General features: G+C 64.4%; 17 protein-coding genes and 1 tRNA gene. 5 read left to right on the top strand and 13 right to left on the bottom strand.

The window, feature by feature from the left end; translation table 11 throughout:
* Positions 1-119: 119 nt before the first annotated feature.
* Together mltG and fabF are read right to left on the bottom strand one after the other, a co-directional pair.
* Positions 120-1298, bottom strand: a complete 1179-nt coding sequence (mltG, locus tag JX25_RS04060) for an endolytic transglycosylase MltG (protein WP_128253806.1) — start codon at positions 1296-1298, stop codon at positions 120-122.
* A complete protein-coding gene (fabF, locus tag JX25_RS04055; RefSeq protein WP_128253805.1) occupies positions 1298-2560 on the bottom strand; it encodes a beta-ketoacyl-ACP synthase II in 1263 nt (420 codons plus the stop codon). Before fabF ends, mltG begins: the two co-directional genes overlap by 1 nt.
* 175 nt (positions 2561-2735) lie before the next feature.
* Here fabF and JX25_RS04050 point away from each other — a divergent pair, with 175 nt between their 5' ends.
* Together JX25_RS04050 and JX25_RS04045 are read left to right on the top strand one after the other, a co-directional pair.
* Positions 2736-3233 (top strand): biliverdin-producing heme oxygenase, encoded by a 498-nt coding sequence (locus JX25_RS04050; RefSeq protein WP_128253804.1) that lies wholly within the window; start codon positions 2736-2738, stop codon positions 3231-3233.
* Complete coding sequence (locus tag JX25_RS04045; RefSeq protein ID WP_128253803.1) at positions 3230-5749, top strand: HWE histidine kinase domain-containing protein; 2520 nt, start codon at positions 3230-3232, stop codon at positions 5747-5749. Before JX25_RS04050 ends, JX25_RS04045 begins: the two co-directional genes overlap by 4 nt.
* A 51-nt stretch (positions 5750-5800) precedes the next feature.
* Here JX25_RS04045 and JX25_RS04040 read toward each other — a convergent pair whose 3' ends face one another.
* The 5 genes from JX25_RS04040 to JX25_RS04020 all read right to left on the bottom strand — a co-directional run bounded on the left by JX25_RS04040 (position 5801) and on the right by JX25_RS04020 (position 9792).
* Positions 5801-6034, bottom strand: a complete 234-nt coding sequence (locus JX25_RS04040; RefSeq protein ID WP_128253802.1) for an acyl carrier protein — start codon at positions 6032-6034, stop codon at positions 5801-5803.
* A 166-nt stretch (positions 6035-6200) separates the two neighbouring features.
* Positions 6201-6938 carry a 3-oxoacyl-ACP reductase FabG gene (gene fabG / locus JX25_RS04035; RefSeq protein ID WP_128253801.1) on the bottom strand — a complete coding sequence of 246 codons (738 nt, stop codon included), beginning with the start codon at positions 6936-6938 and terminating at the stop codon, positions 6201-6203.
* Between the two features lie 13 nt (positions 6939-6951).
* Entirely contained in the window at positions 6952-7890 is a 939-nt protein-coding gene (gene fabD / locus JX25_RS04030) for an ACP S-malonyltransferase (protein WP_128253800.1), read from the bottom strand.
* A gap of 127 nt (positions 7891-8017) precedes the next feature.
* On the bottom strand, positions 8018-9424 hold the full coding sequence (glnA, locus tag JX25_RS04025; RefSeq protein WP_128253799.1) for a type I glutamate--ammonia ligase: 1407 nt from the start codon (positions 9422-9424) through the stop codon (positions 8018-8020).
* A 29-nt stretch (positions 9425-9453) separates the two neighbouring features.
* Positions 9454-9792, bottom strand: a complete 339-nt coding sequence (locus JX25_RS04020) for a P-II family nitrogen regulator (protein WP_128255168.1) — start codon at positions 9790-9792, stop codon at positions 9454-9456.
* A 138-nt stretch (positions 9793-9930) separates the two neighbouring features.
* On the opposite strand from JX25_RS04020, the gene JX25_RS04015 reads away from it, so the two are divergent.
* The 3 genes from JX25_RS04015 (at position 9931) to tig (ending at position 12751) form a co-directional block, all read left to right on the top strand.
* The gene (locus tag JX25_RS04015) at positions 9931-11223 is read left to right on the top strand and encodes an NAD(P)H-hydrate dehydratase (RefSeq protein WP_128253798.1); all 1293 of its coding nucleotides are present in this window, start codon (positions 9931-9933) and stop codon (positions 11221-11223) included.
* Positions 11224-11306: 83 nt separating this feature from the next.
* Positions 11307-11391: transfer RNA gene (locus JX25_RS04010), tRNA-Leu, on the top strand.
* A 25-nt stretch (positions 11392-11416) separates the two neighbouring features.
* The gene (gene tig, locus JX25_RS04005; RefSeq protein WP_128253797.1) at positions 11417-12751 is read left to right on the top strand and encodes a trigger factor; all 1335 of its coding nucleotides are present in this window, start codon (positions 11417-11419) and stop codon (positions 12749-12751) included.
* Positions 12752-12827: 76 nt separating this feature from the next.
* Here tig and JX25_RS04000 read toward each other — a convergent pair whose 3' ends face one another.
* Genes JX25_RS04000 through JX25_RS03975 form a run of 6 tightly spaced genes read right to left on the bottom strand, consistent with a single transcriptional unit; the run spans position 12828 to position 18642 of the window.
* Positions 12828-14228, bottom strand: a complete 1401-nt coding sequence (locus JX25_RS04000) for an FAD-binding oxidoreductase (RefSeq protein ID WP_128253796.1) — start codon at positions 14226-14228, stop codon at positions 12828-12830.
* The gene (locus tag JX25_RS03995; RefSeq protein ID WP_128253795.1) at positions 14228-14812 is read right to left on the bottom strand and encodes a GNAT family N-acetyltransferase; all 585 of its coding nucleotides are present in this window, start codon (positions 14810-14812) and stop codon (positions 14228-14230) included. Before JX25_RS03995 ends, JX25_RS04000 begins: the two co-directional genes overlap by 1 nt.
* A complete protein-coding gene (locus tag JX25_RS03990; RefSeq protein WP_128253794.1) occupies positions 14812-16071 on the bottom strand; it encodes a M16 family metallopeptidase in 1260 nt (419 codons plus the stop codon). Before JX25_RS03990 ends, JX25_RS03995 begins: the two co-directional genes overlap by 1 nt.
* Positions 16068-17453 carry a threonine synthase gene (thrC, locus tag JX25_RS03985; RefSeq protein ID WP_128253793.1) on the bottom strand — a complete coding sequence of 462 codons (1386 nt, stop codon included), beginning with the start codon at positions 17451-17453 and terminating at the stop codon, positions 16068-16070. Before thrC ends, JX25_RS03990 begins: the two co-directional genes overlap by 4 nt.
* Complete coding sequence (locus JX25_RS03980; protein WP_164876047.1) at positions 17450-18061, bottom strand: SURF1 family cytochrome oxidase biogenesis protein; 612 nt, start codon at positions 18059-18061, stop codon at positions 17450-17452. The genes thrC and JX25_RS03980 overlap by 4 nt, the downstream gene beginning before the upstream one ends.
* Entirely contained in the window at positions 18058-18642 is a 585-nt protein-coding gene (locus JX25_RS03975) for a hypothetical protein (RefSeq protein WP_128253791.1), read from the bottom strand. The genes JX25_RS03980 and JX25_RS03975 overlap by 4 nt, the downstream gene beginning before the upstream one ends.
* Between the last annotated feature and the right edge of the window lie 49 nt (positions 18643-18691).

Here is an 18691-nt window from a genome sequence, read left to right as displayed (position 1 = left end):
CGGGGTCACCCCCGAGGCCGCTCGTTCAATTCTTCCAGCATGGCAAAAGGTATACGCCACACCGCCCCGAAAGTCAATATTTTACAATACCTTAACGGTGCGGAGGCTTAATCACGCCTTTACTGCCGCGTTTGCACGCCGCCCTCCGGCACCTCTCCCCGCGCCCGCTCGATCTCGCGCCACTTCGCAACATTGGCATTATGCTCGTCCAGCGTGCGCGCGAACACATGCCCGCCCGAGCCATCGGCCACAAAGAACACGTAATCGCTTTCCGCCGGATGCAGCGTCGCCTGAATGCTCAACCGCCCGGGATTCGCAATCGGTCCGGGCGGCAGCCCATCGATGACATAGGTGTTGTAAGGGGTGCGCGCCCGCAACTCACTGGCCCGCAAACCACGCCCCAGAACACCCTCGCCGTTCGTGACGCCGTAGATCACGGTCGGGTCCGTCTGAAGCCGCATGCCCTGCCGCAGGCGGTTCACGAAAACACTGGCAACCATCGGGCGCTCCTCGGCGATCCCGGTTTCCTTCTCCACGATCGAGGCCATGATCAGCGCCTCCTCCGGCGTCTCGTAAGGCAAGCCCTCTTCGCGGCCTTCCCACATCTCCGCCAGAATACGCGTCTGCCTTTCCGCCATTTCGGCCAGAAGGTCCGCGCGTGCAGTGCCCTCGGCCACTTCATAGCTGTCGGGCGCAAGCGTGCCCTCCGCAGGCACCTCATCCACATCGCCTGTCAGGAAATCGGCCCGTTTCAGCCCATCAACCACCTGCCAGCTCGTCACGCCTTCCGCCAGCGTCACACGCAGGCGCAGATCATCGCCTTCCATGTCGGCAAAGGCTTCGGGCGCGTCCCCCGCTGCGGGATCGTATTTCGCGATCTCCTCGAAACGACCGGTCACGGGGTTCAGATCGCGCAGCACCATCTGCGTGCTTGCCACCCCGATCTGGAAGTTGATTTCGCGCCCGCAGGTCGATTGTCCGCCGGCCGTCACGATATCAAGAATCTGCGGCATGGAGGCACCCGCCGGGATCAGATAGCTCCCGAACTTCTCGCTCCCCGCCTTGTCGGTATAATCCGCCCCGATGCGATAAACGATTTCGTTGGAAATCGCCCCCTGCGCCGCCAGCCGGGCCGCCACGGTTGCGGTACCGTCGCCCCGATCCACCCGCAGGCAGATCGGCTGCGCCAGCGGCCCCGGCTCAAAGAAGCTCTGCCGCCCCCAGGCCACCAATCCCGCCACCAGGACCAGAATCACGATGAACAGGGTCAGTGCATTGGACGCGACAGATTTCCACATCAGTCAGTCACCCGCCCCAGAACCAGGCTGGCATTCGTTCCGCCAAACCCGAACGAGTTGGAAAGCGCCACGTCGATCTTGCGCTTCACGGCCTTGTTCGGCGCCAGATCCAGCTTCGATTCCACCGCCGGATCATCAAGGTTGATCGTCGGCGGCGCGATCTGGTCACGGATCGCCAGCGCGCAGAAGATCGCCTCAACCGAACCTGCCGCACCCAGAAGGTGCCCGATGGAGGATTTCGTGCTGCTCATCGTCGCATCTGCGGCATGCTCGCCCAGCAACCGCTCCACGGCCCCAAGCTCGATCGTGTCCGCCATGGTGCTGGTGCCGTGCGCGTTGATATAATCCACTTGCGACGGTTCGATTCCGGCGCGCTTCAGGGCGGCAGTCATGGCGCGGAACCCGCCATCGCCATCCTCGGCCGGGGCCGTGATGTGAAAGGCATCCCCCGACATGCCATAACCCAGCACCTCGGCATAGATCTTGGCGCCGCGAGCCTTGGCATGCTCGTATTCTTCAAGAACCACGATCCCCGCGCCCTCGCCCATGACGAAACCGTCGCGGTCGGCGTCATAAGGGCGGCTGGCCGCGGTGGGATCGTCGGCACGCTTGCTCGACAACGCCTTGCAGGCGTTAAAGCCCGCGATCCCGATTTCCGAGATCGGGCTTTCCGCCCCTCCGGCAACCATCACGTCGGCATCCCCGAACGCAATCAGCCGCGCCGCATCGCCAATGGCATGCGCACCGGTCGAACAGGCCGTTACAACAGCGTGGTTCGGACCCTTGAAGCCGAAGCGGATAGAGACCTGACCCGAAACAAGGTTGATCAACGACCCGGGAATAAAGAACGGGGAAACGCGCTTGGGCCCCTTTTCCTTGATCAGAACAGCCGTGTCGGCAATCGTGCTCAACCCGCCGATCCCCGACCCGATCATGACACCGGTCCGCTCCAGGCTTTCCTCGTCCGTCGGCTCCCAGCCGGCATCCTTCACGGCCTGAACGGCAGCGGCCATGCCATAGATGATGAAATCATCCACCTTGCGCTGGTCCTTGGGCTCCATCCAGTCATCCGGATTGAAGGTACCGTTCGTGCCATCCCCGCGCGGAACCTCGCAGGCATATTTCGTCACCACGTTGGCCGGATCGAAACGGGTGATCGTGCCCGCTCCGGATTGACCGGCCAGCAGACGCTCCCACGTTTCCTCGACGCCCGAGGCCAGCGGTGTGACCAGACCCAGACCTGTGACGACAACCCGACGCATGACCATTTTCCTTTTCGCAAACCTGCCGCCTGATACACGCGCGGCCGCGCCCCTGCAACATAAGGCACATCCGACCGTGCGCCAGAGCGCGCAAGTCACCCTTGCGCCGGATGAACTTCCAGCTAGTTTCCCGCCGATGGTACGGGCGGAACAACTTTCGGACAGGCGCTGGCAATTGCGTGATACAACGGCCGCGGCACATCGCGCGTTGGACGCGGCAGTGAATGGCTTTGCCGATCGCGCCGAATATGAAGCTTACGTGAAAGCCAATTACCGTTTCCGGGCAGCCGTGGAACCATCGCTGGGCGACGTCTCGTTTCAGGGCTGGCGGCCGCGTCGCATCCTCCCCGCGCTTTGCCGCGACATGGCCGATCTGGGCCTGCCCTGCCCCAAGGTGCCGCCCCTCCCGCCCCTGGCAGGCAGCGCGATGCTTGGCCGGCTTTACGTGCTGGAAGGGGCCGCCCTCGGCAGCCAGATCCTTCGCCGTCAGGCCCGCGCCATGGGGTTCGACGAAATATTCGGCGCCAGACATCTTGCAGGCGATGTGACGAACTGGACCGCCTTCCTGTCCCTGCTGGACAGCGCCCACCCTTACGACGCCGGTGCCGCTGCCAATGGCGCGGATGTGACCTTCGCTGCCGCCCGCACCGCGTTCACGAAAGATCCGACATGACCGAGCCGCTTACCCTCAACAACTGCGATCAGGAACCGATCCACATTCCCGGCTCCATCCAGCCGCAAGGTGCGTTGCTGGCCTTCGATCTGGAAATGAACGAACTGCGCCAGCACTCGGTCAACAGCGCACAGATCCTCGGCCAGGAAGGCGTGCAGAACGGGCAAAGCGCCACACGGATGTTCGGCCCGCAGGTTCATGCCCGGCTGCGCGACGCGATGACGGTCGCCAGCGGCCAGACCCGCCCCGCGCTTTTGTTCGATGTGCAGCTTCCGTCGGGCCGCCATGTGGACATGGCGGTGCACCAGAACGGTGCGGCAACCGTGCTGGAGGTGGAAAGCACCGGAACCGCCCTTGCCCCGCCCCTGCAACTGGCCCGCCTGATGATGGACCGCATTTCGGGCATCGCGGCCACCGATGCGCTGGTAGAGGAGGTGGCGCGGCTGGTTCGCACCAGCCTCGGGTACGACCGCGTGATGATCTATGAATTCGCCCGCAACGGCTCCGGACGCGTCATCGCCGAGGAAAAGGAAGACCACCTAGAAAGCTTCCTCGGCCAGCACTTCCCTTCGGCAGACATTCCCGCACAGGCGCGCCGGCTTTATCTGGCAAACACCATCAGGCTGATCTCCGACGCCTCCGCCGATCGCGTCCCGCTGATGCCAGAGCTTTACGAGGGTGTCCCGCTCGACATGTCGCAGGCGCATCTGCGTTCCGTTTCGCCCATCCATTGCGAATACCTGCGCAACATGGGGGTCAGCGCCTCCATGTCGATCTCCATCATCGTTGACGGGGTTCTGTGGGGGCTGATCGCCTGCCACCACTATTCCCCCCGCACGCTGACAATGGCCGAGCGCGTCGCGACCGAGATGTTCGGAGAGTTCCTGTCCCTGCACCTTGGCACGTTGCTGCGCAAGCGCAAGCTGGAGACCGCCGCCAGCGCCCGCCACCAGCTGGGCAAGCTTTCGCGGCTGGACGTTTCGCAGGATGTCTCCGACCTGCTTTCAAATGGGCTGGAGGATTTCCGACAACTGCTGGATTGCGACGGTATCGTGGTGCAATCCAGCGCAGGCCGGGTCAGCAGTGGCAGCGTTCCCGATGATGCCGCGCTAGATGCCCTCCTGCCCCAGATCGCCCAGCATAGCGACGGCGAGGTCTGGGCCACGGACAGCCTGCTGGACCATTTCCCGCAGGCCGAAGACTTTCATGAACAGGCCGCCGGAATGCTGGCCGTTCCCGTTTCGCAGATCCCGCGCGACTGGATCCTGTTCTTCCGGCTGGAACAGATCCACACGCTTGACTGGGCGGGGAACCCCGAAAAAAAATACAGCGTCGGCCCCCGTGGGGACCGCCTGACCCCCCGCCGCAGCTTCGCGCTGTGGAAAGAGGAAGTGCATCGCCGCTCCCGCCCTTGGACGGAAGACGAGCTTGATACCGCCCAGGCCCTCCGCTCCTCTCTGGTGGAAATCGTGCTGCTGCACAACGAATTGCTCGCCGAAGAACGCACCCGCGCCGACCTGCGCCAGCGCGTCCTGAACGACGAGCTGAACCACCGCGTCAAGAACATCCTCGCGGTCATCAAGTCGGTGATCGGGCACCCGCTTGAAGAAGGCAAAACGCTGGAATCCTATGTTGCCGCACTGAAAGGCCGCATTCAGGCGCTGTCATATGCCCATGATCAGGTCATGCGCGGCGACGGGGGCGGCGCGCTTTCGGCGCTGCTGCAGGCAGAGCTTTCGCCCTATGACGGTTCAACCGCGATCCAACTGCACGGCCCCGACGTCATTCTCGACAGTCGCGGTTTTTCCGTCATGGCGCAAATCCTGCATGAAATGGCGACCAATGCCGCGAAATACGGGGCCCTGTCGCGCCCCGGCGGCCTGCTGCAGGTGACATGGGCCGCCACGCAAACCGGTGACTGCGCCCTGCAATGGCGTGAAAGCGGCGGCCCTGCGGTCGTGCCGCCTTCCCGCACGGGCTTCGGCTCTCTCTTGCTTCAACGGTCATTGCCCTTCGATCTGGGGGGCAGCAGCCGCATCGATTATCATCCCAACGGCGTGGAGGCAGAGTTTGTCCTTCCCGCCCGCCATGTCCGCTTCGAGGAACCAAAGATGACCACTGCCCCCGCCGTCACTGCCGAAACCGGCACCAGCATCCCCGAGGAAGCACATCTGATGCTGCTGGAAGACCAGCTGCTTATCGCGATGGATGTTGAAGCGATGCTGGAAGATTCCGGCTTCCGCCGCATCTCGCTGGCCCGCAACGTCGAACAGGCGCTGGAACTTGTCAGCAGCAGCGAGATCGAACTTGCAATGCTGGACGTCAACCTCGGGCAGGAAACGTCCATCCCGGTGGCGGAAGAGCTTCGCGCACGTGGCATCCCGTTCGTCTTCGCCACCGGCTACGACGAAGGCTCGGCCCTGCCCGAAGCGATGCGCGGCGTGCCGGTCGTCCGGAAGCCCTATGACGCTGAAAACCTGATCGCGGCCCTGACCACCGCCTTTTCGGCCCAGTGAATGCAAAAAGGGCGCCCGCAAGGGGCGCCCCTTTCATCCGTTGAAGCCGGATCAGGCTTTTTCGGAGATGAACTTGACGGCATCGCCGAAGGTCTGGATCGTCTCGGCAGCGTCGTCCGGGATCTCGATGCCGAACTCTTCTTCGAAGGCCATGACCAGTTCAACGGTGTCGAGGCTGTCAGCGCCCAGATCGTCGATGAACGAAGCGTTCTCGGTCACTTTTTCTTCTTCGACGCCCAGGTGCTCGACGACGATCTTTTTCACGCGATCTGCGATGTCGCTCATGTCATTTCCTCATACATTGCGGGAGCGGTCCCGTCCCAATTGTCATTGCCCGATGGGCGGTTGTCCCGACAGTGCGACGGGGTGCCTCGGTGGCTATGCGGCCCCCGTGGTCTCGAGGCGCGCTATAGCAAGGGTTATTCACCAAGGCAAACGCTTTCAAGCACTATCACAGCATGGCCATTCCGCCGTTCACATGCAGGGTCGAACCGGTCACATACCCGGCCTCTGCGCTGGCCAGATACAGCACGGCGGCAGCAATCTCTTGCGGCGAACCCATCCGCCCCGACGGGATCTGCGCCAGAATGCGGCCTTTCTGCTCGTCGTTCAGCTTGTCAGTCATCGCAGTCTGGATGAAGCCGGGGGCCACGCAGTTCACCGTGATGCCGCGGCTGGCCACCTCGAAGGCAAGGCTTTTCGACAGGCCGACCATGCCGGCCTTGGCAGCGGAATAGTTTACCTGCCCCGGATTGCCCGTCGTCCCCACGATGGAGGAAATGTTGATGACCCGCCCCCAGCGTGCCTTCATCATGCCGCGCAGAACGCCGCGGCACAGCCGGAAGGTGGAGGTGAGGTTGACGTCGATCACCGACTGCCATTCCTCGTCCGACATGCGCATGGCAAGGTTGTCGCGCGTGATGCCGGCATTGTTGACCAGAACATCGACCGATCCCATCGCATCGGCGGCAGCCTTCGGCAGCGCTTCCACGGCCGCAGCATCCGAAAGGTTGCAAGTGACCACGTGCGCCCGCTCGCCCAGCTCGGCGGCCAGTTCGGCCAGCGGTGCCTCGCGCGTGCCCGAAAGCGCAACCGTCGCCCCCGCCTTGTGCAGCGCCCGCGCGATGTCCGCGCCAATGCCGCCCGATGCGCCCGTTACCAGCGCGTTCTTGCCTGTCAGATCAAACATCTCTGCTCCTGCTTCAGTCGTTCAGCGCGGCTTTTGCCGCCGCTACATCCTCGGGGGTGCCAATGGCGCGGGTTTCCGCCCCCTTGGCGATCCGCTTGATCATGCCCGAAAGTGCCTTACCGGCACCGATTTCCCAGAACTGGGTAACACCCGCACCTTCCATGTACTGCACCGACTCGCGCCAGCGGACCGATCCGGTGACCTGCGCCACCAGAAGCGCACGGATGCGGTCGGGTTCGGTGACGGCCTCGGCGCGGACGTTCACCACCACCGGCACCTGCGGCGCATCGATCGGAACGGCGGCCAGCGCTTCGGACATGGCGGCAGCGGCGGGCTGCATCAGCGCGCAATGGAACGGCGCGGAAACCGGCAGCATCAGCGCGCGCTTGGCACCGCGTGCCTTGGCGATCTCCACCGCGCGCTCCACCGCTGCAAGATGGCCCGATACCACCACCTGCCCCGGATCGTTGTCATTGGCGGCCTGGCACACCTCGCCCTGCGCGGCCTCTTCGGCCACCGCGTGCACGTCGTCAAAGCCAAGGCCCAGGATGGCAGCCATCGCGCCAACGCCCACGGGCACAGCTTCCTGCATGGCGGCGCCGCGCGCACGCAGCAGGCGGGCCGTGTCGGTCAACGACAACGAGCCTGCAGCACACAGCGCCGAATATTCCCCAAGCGAATGGCCTGCCACGAAGTCGGCATCGGCCATGCCGATCCCCTCCGCCTCAAGCGCGCGCATGGCCGCGATGGAGGTTGCCATAAGCGCCGGCTGCGCGTTCAGCGTCAGGGTCAGCGTCTCGATGTCGCCGTCCCAGATCAGGGCGGACAGCTTTTCCTGCAGCGCCTCGTCCACTTCCTCGAACACGGCCCGCGCCTCGGGATAGGCATCGGCCAGTGCACGACCCATGCCGATGGTCTGGGCACCCTGCCCCGGAAAAACGAAAGCACGCATCTGATAAGGCTCCTTTGCGATCTTGTTCCGGCATAGCCCGTGCCGCAGCCCATCGCAACAGACCCGCCGCCCCCAAACGGAGAAGGCCGCCCCGAAGGGCGGCCATCCGTGCCGGATCGCGAAGGGATCAGCAGCTGTAATACATCTGGTATTCAACCGGATGCGGCGTGTGCTCGTAGTGGTAGACCTCTTCCCACTTGAGGGCCATGTAGCCGTCAAGCTGGTCCTTGGTGAACACGTCGCCGGCCAGCAGGAACTCGTGATCCTTTTCCAGCTCTTCCAGCGCTTCGCGCAGGCTGCCGCAAACGGTCGGGATCGCGGCCAGTTCTTCCGGCGGCAGATCGTAAAGATCCTTGTCCGAAGCCGGGCCCGGGTCGATCTTGTTGCGGATGCCGTCAAGGCCGGCCATCAGCAGCGCAGCGAATGCCAGGTACGGGTTGGCCGAGGGGTCGGGGAAGCGGGCTTCCACACGCTTGGCCTTCGGCGATTCCGTCCACGGAATACGGACGCAGCCCGAACGGTTGCGTGCCGAATAGGCGCGCAGAACAGGTGCCTCGAAGCCCGGGATCAAACGCTTGTAGCTGTTGGTCGACGGGTTGGTGATCGCGTTCAGCGCCTTGGCGTGCTTCAGGATGCCGCCGATGAAATACAGCGCCTCCTGCGACAGGTCAGCATATTTATCGCCTGCGAACAACGGCTTGCCGTCCTTCCAGATCGACATGTTCACGTGCATCCCGGTGCCGTTGTCGCCCTTGATGGGCTTGGGCATGAACGTCACGGTCTTGCCATAGGCATGGGCGACGTTGTGGATGACGTATTTGTACTTCTGGATGTTGTCGGCCTGTTCGGTCAGCCCGCCGAAGATCATCCCCAGCTCGTGCTGGCAGGATGCAACCTCGTGGTGGTGCTTGTCGACCTTGATGCCCATGCGCTTCATGGTGGACAGCATCTCGCCGCGCAGGTCCTGCGCATCGTCGATCGGGTTGACCGGGAAATAGCCGCCCTTCACGCCCGGACGGTGGCCCGTGTTGCCGCCTTCGTAAACGGTGTCGGTGTTCCACGCTGCATCAACGGCATCGACCTGGAACGACACCTTGTTCATCGAAACCGAATAGCGGACATCGTCGAAGATGAAGAACTCGGCTTCCGGGCCGCAGTAGAAGCTGTCACCGATCCCCGAGGATTTCAGGTAGGCCTCGGCCTTCAGCGCGGTCGAACGCGGGTCGCGGCTATAGGCCTCGCCGGTGTCCGGCTCCACCACGTTGCAATGCACGCAAAGCGTCTTTTCGGCATAGAACGGGTCGATGTAAACCGAAGCCGGGTCAAGGATCAGCTTCATGTCCGACTGGTCGATCGACTTCCAGCCCGCGATGGAGGATCCGTCGAACATGAAGCCTTCCTCGAAGAAGTCCTCATCGACCAGATCCGCAACCAGCGTGACGTGCTGCAGCTTGCCCTTGGGATCGGTGAAGCGGATGTCGACATATTCGACCTCCTCGTCCTTCATCAGGCTCAGAACTTCCTGAACGTTCATCACGTATAATTCCTCCGTAGAAACTTTTATCAGATCGCGTCGTCGCCGGTCTCGCCGGTGCGGATGCGAATGGCCTGCTCAACCGGGCTGACGAAGATCTTCCCGTCGCCGATCTTCTCGGTGCGGGCGGCCTGCACGATGGCTTCCACCGCAGCATCGACCAGATCATCGGGAATGACGACCTCGATCTTCACCTTGGGCAGGAAGTCCACGACATACTCGGCACCGCGGTAAAGCTCGGTATGGCCCTTCTGGCGCCCGAACCCCTTCACTTCCGCAACGGAGAGGCCCTGAACACCGGCTGCCTGCAAAGCTTCCTTCACCTCGTCGAGCTTGAAGGGCTTTATGATCGCCTCAATTTTCTTCATCGGCCGAGTCTCCGCTGTCGTTTCATCGTCACTGACCACTTTAGCGATCAGCGGACAATCGGCCATGGCAAATGCACGTTCCGGAGCGCCCAAAACCAAGCACAACCGCTACATCTTTCAGCGAAAAGCACAAAAAACATGCGTCATGATAACAAAGACGTGCCGTTTGGCGCGCCGCTTCCCACCGCTGCCCAATTGCACGGCACTGCCGGAAGAGAATCTGCTTCTGGCGGGGCAACGGCAGAGGCGCGGGCAAGCGCCGTCATCGCCGCGATCCTGCAGGAGTGGCCGGACTTCCGCCGAACCCCGCCCGCCACGGCGGTGGCCCCCGAACATCCCGCGGTCCTGCGCCTGATCACGCGGATGGGCTGGCCGATCTCGGACATGCCGGAACTGGCCATCGGCAATGCAAAGGTGCAGGCGGCGCGGCGGGTCGCGGTTGGCCTTCCCCCAGGCCTTGATCCCGAAACCGGAAGATCCACCGGCCAGCCGGTGGACCTGACGGTCACTTTCCATGCCGCCCAGCCCGGACACTATCTGGCAGACGGTCCGCAGGTGACGGGGCGCCTGCGCGTGATCGATCCGCTGCCGGTCACTGCCGATCTTCACCTTGCCGCCCCTGCCGTTCACCTTCTGGGCAAATCGGGCGGCCACAAGTTCGACCACGGCCATGCGCTGGTGCTCGCGGGCGCCTCCGGTCATGGCGGCGCGGCACGGATGGCAGCGCGGGGCGCCCTGCGCGTCGGCGCGGGGCTGGTTACGCTGGTGCCGCCCGCCCCTGCGATCACTGAACACGCCGCCCGGCTGGACGCGATCATGCTGCGTCCCGCCGATGACGCGCAGGACTTTGGCGCGCTGCTGGCGGATGACCGGATCAATGCCCTTTGCCTTGGCCCCGGCCTCGGGACGGACCGCGCAGCAGCCCTGCTGCCGGTTGCCCTGAACGCGCGGCGGCAAACACTTCTGGATGCCGATGCGCTGACCGCCCTGTCAAAAGGCAAGTTGGACCTGCTTCACCCCCAATGCGTCCTGACCCCGCATGAGGGAGAGTTCGGGCGAATCTTCCCCGATCTTGCCGAGTCGCTGAAACAAGGCGCCCCGAAACCGGACGTGACGCGGCAGGCGGCCGCCCGCGCCGGTTGCACGGTGCTGCTGAAGGGTCACGACACCATCATCGCCGATCCGTCAGGCCGCGCGGTGCTGGCCCATTCCAGCCATGATCGCGCGGCCCCGTGGCTTGCCACGGCCGGATCGGGCGATGTGCTGGCCGGCATCATCACCGGCCTTATGGCGCGCGGGCTGCCCCCGTTCACAGCCGCCGCCACCGGCGCATGGCTGCACATCGAGGCGGCACGCAGCTTCGGACCGGGCCTGATCGCCGAAGATCTGCCCGACATGCTGCCTTGCGTGTTCCGCAGCCTCGGCCTGTGACGCTTTTCCTCTCGCATCCCGCAGATCGCTTTGCTAGAAGGCCCCGGAACACGGGCCGCCCCTGACAGGCGGCCTGACGGTATGCGGGTGTGGCGAAATTGGTAGACGCACCAGATTTAGGTTCTGGCGCCGCAAGGCGTGGGGGTTCAAGTCCCTCCACCCGCACCAGATAAGGTTTGAAAGGGACGATCATATGCAGGTCACCGAGACCCTGAACGAAGGCCTGAAACGCGGCTATACCATCACCGTGCCGGCGGCCGAGCTGGACGCCAAGGTGCAGGAAAAGCTGCTCGAGGCGCAGCCCGAGGTCGAGATGAAGGGCTTCCGCAAGGGCAAGGTGCCGCTGGCCATGCTGAAAAAGCAGTTCGGCCCGCGCATTCTTGGCGACGCGATGCAGGACGCCGTTGATGGCGCCATGAAAGACCACTTCGAAAAAACCGGCGACCGGCCGGCCATGCAGCCCGACGTGAAAATGGTCGGCGGCGAAGAATGGGCCGAAGGTCAGGACGTCGTGGTCGAGATGACCTACGAAGCCCTGCCCGAGATTCCGGAAATCGACGCCTCCTCCGTCACGCTGGAGCGTCTGATCGTCAAGGCCGACGAAGCTTCGGTTGAAGAAGCGCTGAAGAACCTCGCATCCACGGCGCAATCCTTCGACGACCGTCGCAAGGGCTCCAAAGCCAAGGACGGCGACCAGATCGTGATCGACTTCAAGGGTTCGGTCGACGGCGAAGTGTTCGAGGGCGGCACCGCCGAAGACTATCCGCTGGTTCTGGGTTCGGGTTCCTTCATCCCCGGCTTCGAAGAACAGCTGGTCGGCGCAAAGGTTGATGACGAAGTCGAAGTGAAGGTCACCTTCCCCGAAAACTACGGCGCGGCGCATCTGGCAGGCAAGGAAGCCCTGTTCGAATGCAAGGTCAAAGCCGTCAAGGCCCCGAAAGAGGCCGAGCTGGATGACGAGCTGGCCAAGAAATACGGTGCCGAGGATCTGGCTGGCCTGAAGGCCCAGATCTCCGAGCGTCTGGAAGCCGAATACAAGGGCGCATCGCGCGCCGTTCTGAAGCGGGCCCTGCTGGACCAGCTGGACGGCATGGTGTCCTTCGACCTGCCGCCGAGCCTTGTTGAAGCCGAAGCCGGCCAGATCGCGCACCAGCTGTGGCACGAGGAAAACCCTGACCACACCGACCACAACCACGACAAGATCGAACCGACGGACGAGCACAAGAAGCTGGCCGAACGTCGCGTGCGTCTGGGCCTGCTGCTGGCCGAGATCGGCCGCAAGTCCGACGTGCAGGTGACCGATCAGGAAATGACGCAAGCGGTTCTGAACCAGGCACGTCAATACCCGGGTCAGGAGCGTGCGTTCTTCGAATTCGTCCAGAAGAACCCGCAGATGCAACAGCAACTGCGCGCCCCGATCTTCGAGGACAAGGTCGTGGACCAGATCGTCGCAGGTGCCAACGTGACCGAGAAAGAGGTGTCGAAAGACGACCTCCAGAAGGCCATCGACGCGCTGGACGAAATCTGATCGCCTCAGGCACTTATTGAAAAGCCGCCCTTCGGGGCGGCTTTTTTCATGCAGGGGGCGGGCTGGCGGATGATGGTCAGCCCCGCAGAACCGCCCCCGGATTCAGGATGCCGCGCGGGTCCAGCGCCACCTTGATAGCCCGCATCGAGGCAAGCTTCACCGGATCGCCGTAACGCTCCAGCTCCTCCACCTTCAGCCGCCCAAGCCCATGTTCGGCACTGAAACTGCCTTCATGCGCGGCCACAAGATCATGGACGATCCGCGTGATCGGGCCTGCGGCGAACCCGTCGCGGGTTTGCCCCTTGGGCGGGAAGATGTTGAAATGCAGGTTGCCGTCGCCCAGATGGCCGAAGCAGTTGATGCGGGCGCCGAAGGGGCGCAGCGCCTCCCCCGCCTCGAGGATGAAGGCGGCCACATGCGACAGCGGAAGCGAGATGTCGTGGCTCGCGATGGCCCCTATGCGGCGGTTTGCTTCAGGGATCGACTCGCGCAGTGCCCAGAAATCTTCGCGCTGCTGGCCCGATTGCGCGATCAGCCCGTCCGTCAGCAGCCCCGCCTCCAGCCCCTCGGCGAAAACCGCCTCCAGCGCCGCATCGCCGCCCATCGCCGCCGGCAATCCAAGCTCCAGCAGCACCAGCCACTCCGCCTCTGCCACGGGAAGGCGCAGATCGGGCATGACCTCCGCCAGAAACCGCAGGCTTTGCCCCGAGATCAACTCGAACGCGTCAACCATCCCGGGCGCATGGCCCTGTGCCAGCGTCAAAAGCGCAAGCGCCGCTTCGGGATCGCGCACCGTCAGCAAGGCAGTCGCCTGATGCGCAGGCGGCGTGAACAGCTTCAACGAGGCGGCAGTGATGATTCCCAGCGTTCCCTCGGCCCCGATCAGAAGGTTGCGCAGGTCATAGCCGGTATTGTCCTTGCGCAGCCGCCGCAGCCCGCGCAGAACGCGGCCATCGGCCATCACGGCCTCCACCCCAAGGCAAAGATCCCGCGCAGTGCCATAGCGCAGGACGTTCAGTCCACCCGCATTGGTGGACAGCAGCCCCCCGATCCGCGCCGTGCCTTCCGAAGCCAGGGACAGCGGAAAAAGCCGTCCCGCCTCAACCGCCGCGGCCTGCACATCAGCCAGAATCGCACCCGCTTCGGCCACGACGACATTCTCGGCCGCGTGAACCGCGCGAATGGCCGACATGCGTTCCGTCGACAGCAGAAGCGGCAGCGCGCCAGAGGTCATCACCTGCCCGCTGACCAACCCGGTGCCCCCGCTGATAGGCACGACACCAACCCTTGCGGCATGGCAGGCGGAAAGGATGGTCGCCACCTCGTCAACATTCCTGGGAAGCGCGACAGCAGCGGCGATGCCGGCGAACTTGCCGCGCGGCTCGCTCAGGTGGCGCGGTTCGGCGGGGCGCAGGGTATCGGGCGGAAGCCGCGCCGCCAGCGCCTGAAGAAAGGCAGGACCGGCGGTGTTCAGCATCATCCCGCCCCTGTGCGGCCACGGCGATCATTCCGCAGGTTGGAATAAAGCACGTGGTTGCGCCAGCGCCCCGCAATCTGCAGATAGCTTTGCGCAACCCCTTCATACTTGAAGCCGCATTTTTCCAGCACCCCGCGCGAGGCGGCGTTTTCGGGCAAGCAGGCCGCTTCAAGCCGGCTGAGATCCAGAACCGTGAAGGCGTGATGGGTCAGGCCCAGAATAGCCTCCCGCATATATCCCTTCCGCGCGAACGGCTCCCCCACCCAATAACCAAGCGTGCCCACCTGCGCAGGTCCTCGCCGGATATTGTCCAGCGTGATCGCGCCCACCAGCACCTGATCCTCGCGCCGGATCAGCACCAATGGCAGGGCAGACCCCTCGACCGCCGAACGCGACGACCAGCCGACGCGATTGGAAAATGCCCGCCGCGTCAGGTGATCGGGCGCCCAGATCGGGTCCCATGGTTGCAGGAAATCGGCGCTGCGGGCCCGCAGGCCTGCCCAACCGGTGTAATCACTGTGCTGCGGCAGACGCAGGGTAAGCCGCTCCGTCTCGATCCGTGGGGAACGCCGCAGCCCCAGCATCAGGCGACAAGCCTTTGCCGGATCGCCTCCAGCCCCGGTGCGGCATCGACCGGGCCGTAAAGCGCCATCGCCGTGGGTGCCGACAGCAGCCGCCCGGCATAGGCGCACACATCCTCGGCGGTCACGGCGTCGATCTTCTCCACCGCTTCCTCCAGTTCGGGCACGCGCCCCCAGATGGCCAGCAGCCGCGCGATACGCTCGCACCGCGAGGACGGGTTTTCCAGCCCCATCAGCATCCCGGCCTTCATCTGCGCCCGGGCGCGATCAACCTCTGCCGTGGTCATGTCATCGGCCGCACGCTTCAACTCGTCGATGGTCAGGCCCGTCAGATCGCCCAGTTCCGCCCCCGAGGTGCCGGAATAAATGGTGACCTGCCCCGTATCCTCGTAGGCACCCGCCTGCGCGAAGATGGTATAGCACAGGCCCCGTTCCTCGCGGATCTTCTGGAACAGGCGCGAGGACATGCCCCCGCCCATCGCCATCGCATAAACCTGCGCGGTATAGACATCGGGCGCCCGATAATCGGGTGCGGCGAAGGACAGCGCGAAATGCGCCTGTTCCAGCGTCTTCGCCCTGCGGCACTCGCCGCCGATGAAATCCGCGGGCGCGATGGTCTGCGCGGGGCCGCGCGCCCTGCCGCCGAATAGTTCGGTGGCCTGCGCCACGATGGCGTCGTGATCCACCGCGCCGGCGGCGGCAAGGATCATCTTCTCCGGCCCGTAATGTTCGGCCACGAAGCCGCAAAGATCGTCGCGCGTGAACTTCGCCACCCGCTCCTCGGGGCCAAGGATGGTGCGCCCGAACGGCTGGTCGGGATAGGACACCTCGTGCAGCCAGTCGAAAATGATGTCATCGGGCGTATCCAGCGCCTGCCCGATTTCCTGCAGGATCACGCCCCGCTCCACCTCGATCTCGCGCGGGTCGAAAACGGGGTTCAGCAGGATGTCCCCGATCACGTCCAGCGCAAGGGGAACGTCATCCTCCAGCACGCGGGCGTAATAGGCCGTCATCTCGCGGCTGGTATAGGCGTTGATATAGCCGCCCACATCCTCGATCGCTTCGGCGATCTGCAGCGAGGTGCGGCGTGCTGTGCCCTTGAACGCCATATGTTCAAGGAAATGCGCGATGCCGTTCTGTTCGGCCCGCTCGTGGCGTCCGCCTGCCGTGACCCAGACACCGACCGAGGCTGATTTCAGCCCCGGCATGTCTTCAGTCACGATGCGAAAGCCGTTGGGAAGTGTCGTCAGACGGACGGTCAACGGCCGGTCCTTTCGCGAATGATGGTTTGCAAGGCGGCCAGATCGTTCGGCACCTGCGTCACACGCTCGGCCCGGGTGAACAGATCGGCCATGTGCGGCGGCAGCTCGGGACGCACGGCGCCCGCAGCTTCCACGGCGTCTGGGAACTTGGCCGGATGGGCGGTGGCCAGCGTGATCATCGGAACGATGCCCAGATGCTGCTTGGCCACGGCAACGCCCACGGCCGAATGGGGGCAAAGAAGCTCCCCCGTTTCGGCCAGAACGTCGCGGATGGTCGCCGTCGTTTCATCTTCCGATACGCGGCCCGAGGCGAAGGTATCCGCCAGCGATTGCCGCGCGCCCTGGCTGATCGAAAAGCCGCCGGCCTTCAGTTCGTCCATCAGCTGGGCCACGGCCGCACCATCGCGGTCATAGGCATAGAACAGCGCCCGTTCGAAGTTCGATGACACCTGAATGTCCATTGACGGGCTGATGGAGGGAATGACCCCGTCCGGCTTGTATTCGCCCGTGGTCAGCGCGCGGTGCAGGATGTCGTTCTGATTGGTCGCAACCACCAGCTTTTCGATCGGCAGCCCCATCCGGCGCGCGATGTATCCGGCGAAGATGTCGCCGAAATTGCCCGTTGGCACCGTGAAGCTGACTGCACGGTGCGGCGCCCCCAGCGACGTGGCGGCGGTGAAGTAATACACCACCTGCGCCAGCACTCGCGCCCAGTTGATGGAGTTCACGCCCGCCAGCCCCACCGCGTCGCGGAAGGCAAAGTCGTTGAACATGTCCTTCACACGGGCCTGGCAGTCATCGAAATCGCCATCCAGTGCCAGCGCGTGCACGTTCGCCTCATGCGGGGTGGTCATCTGGCGGCGCTGAACTTCGGACACGCGGCCATGCGGGAACAGGATGACGACATCCACATTCTCCAGCCCCTTGAATGCCTCGATCGCGGCCGATCCGGTATCGCCCGAGGTGGCGCCCACGATGGTGATCCGCTGCCCTGATTTCGCCAGCGCAGCCTGCATCAGCTGGCCGATCAGCTGCATCGCGAAGTCCTTGAAGGCCAGCGTCGGGCCGTGGAACAGCTCCAGCAGGAAGTGGTTGGGCGCAAGCTGCACCAGCGGCGCGCGGGCATCATGGGCGAAGCCTTCATAGGCTGCCGCGATCAGGCCGCGCAGTTCTTCATCGGCGAAGGTGTCGCCCGTGAAGGGGCGGATGACGCGGAACACCACCTCCTCGTACGGAAGTCCTGCCAAAGAGGCGATTTCGCCCTCGGTGAAGGCCGGGATCGTCTCGGGCAGGTAAAGGCCGCCATCGCGGGCAAGGCCGGTCATCATCGCCTCGCCGAAAGTCAGGACGGGGGCGGCACCACGGGTCGAGATATACTTCATTGCGTCACATTTCCTTCGCCACGCCGCTTGATACGCCAGTGTTGCAGCAGAGTCATCCCCGCCAGCACTGCCGCCACAGCAAACCACGCCAGCGCGTTGCGCATGTGCCTGCCCTTCATTCGGGCCGGATCGACCGGCACCGGCACCACCCCGTCGCCCGTGGGCGTGGCCGCCACCACCAGCAAGGGAAGGGTCTGCGCCTGCCGCGCCAGATCGTCCAGATCCGCAGGCCAGTCCAGGTTTCCGTTCACCTCCACTTGGGTGGCCACCAGCGGATCGTTTGCCCATGCCTGATAAAGGAAACCGCGATCCAGCAGGATGCGTCGCCCGCCGGTTTCGATCGGCTGAATGACACGCAGACCGGCGCCCATTTGCGGATGATCGACCGGCAGAAGAAGGGCATCGCCCATCAGCGTTCCCGCGATGCGCACGGGGCGGAACAGGTCCGTCGCGGGGGCGGGATCGGCGGGAAGTGCATCGGGCTGTCCCGTCAGCGCCTCTGCCGCCGCGACGGCGCGGGCTTCGGCCTCGTGATGGGCACAGATCTGCCAGCCACCCGCGAACAGGCACAGCAGCGCCAAGGCGCCGGATATCGCAATCAACCTCATGCCAGCCACATCGCCAATTGCAGAATGCTCCAGACTCCCGCGACGCCGATCCATGCCATGACGCCCAGCGTCAGTGCAAGCCGTCCCGCGCCCCGCACCGCCAGCAGGCCCGCAAGGCCCAGCCCCAGATGCGCCAGCCGCAACGCCGCCAACGGGGCAGACCCACCGAAGCGCAGGCCATAAAGTTCCACCGCGCCCGCAAGTGCGCCCAGCGCCAGCGCGGCCCAAAGCGCAAGATCGCGGTCCTGCCGCACATCCAGCGCCCAGCGCGCCAGCGCCGCCGATGCGATGACGGCCAGCGTCGCGACTTCGGCCAGATGCCGTGATCCGTCGGCGGGGGCAAAAAGCCACCCCTCCTGATGCATGAAGGCGAACCAACCAAGGCAGATCGCAATCTCGGCCAGCAGGGCGAAGGCCGCGGCATGGCGCAGCCAGAACGGCGCATCAGCGGGAACCTGATCGCGCCACCAAAGCCACACAGCAGTGCCCAGCAAGGCCGCACCCAGGGCCGACGGCACAGGCGACATCGCCGCCAGAAGCAGCGCGCCAGCCAATGCCTGTGCCCAAACCATCCGGATCAACGCGGCCCCCTGCCCGATCGCGTCACGTTATGCGCGGCGAACGGCTGCG

The sequence above is a fragment of the Falsirhodobacter deserti genome, from assembly GCF_004015795.1.
Taxonomy (GTDB): Bacteria; Pseudomonadota; Alphaproteobacteria; order Rhodobacterales; family Rhodobacteraceae; genus Falsirhodobacter; species Falsirhodobacter deserti.
Note: the sequence above shows the minus strand (reverse complement) of the source record. Positions and strands in the feature narration are given on the sequence as shown.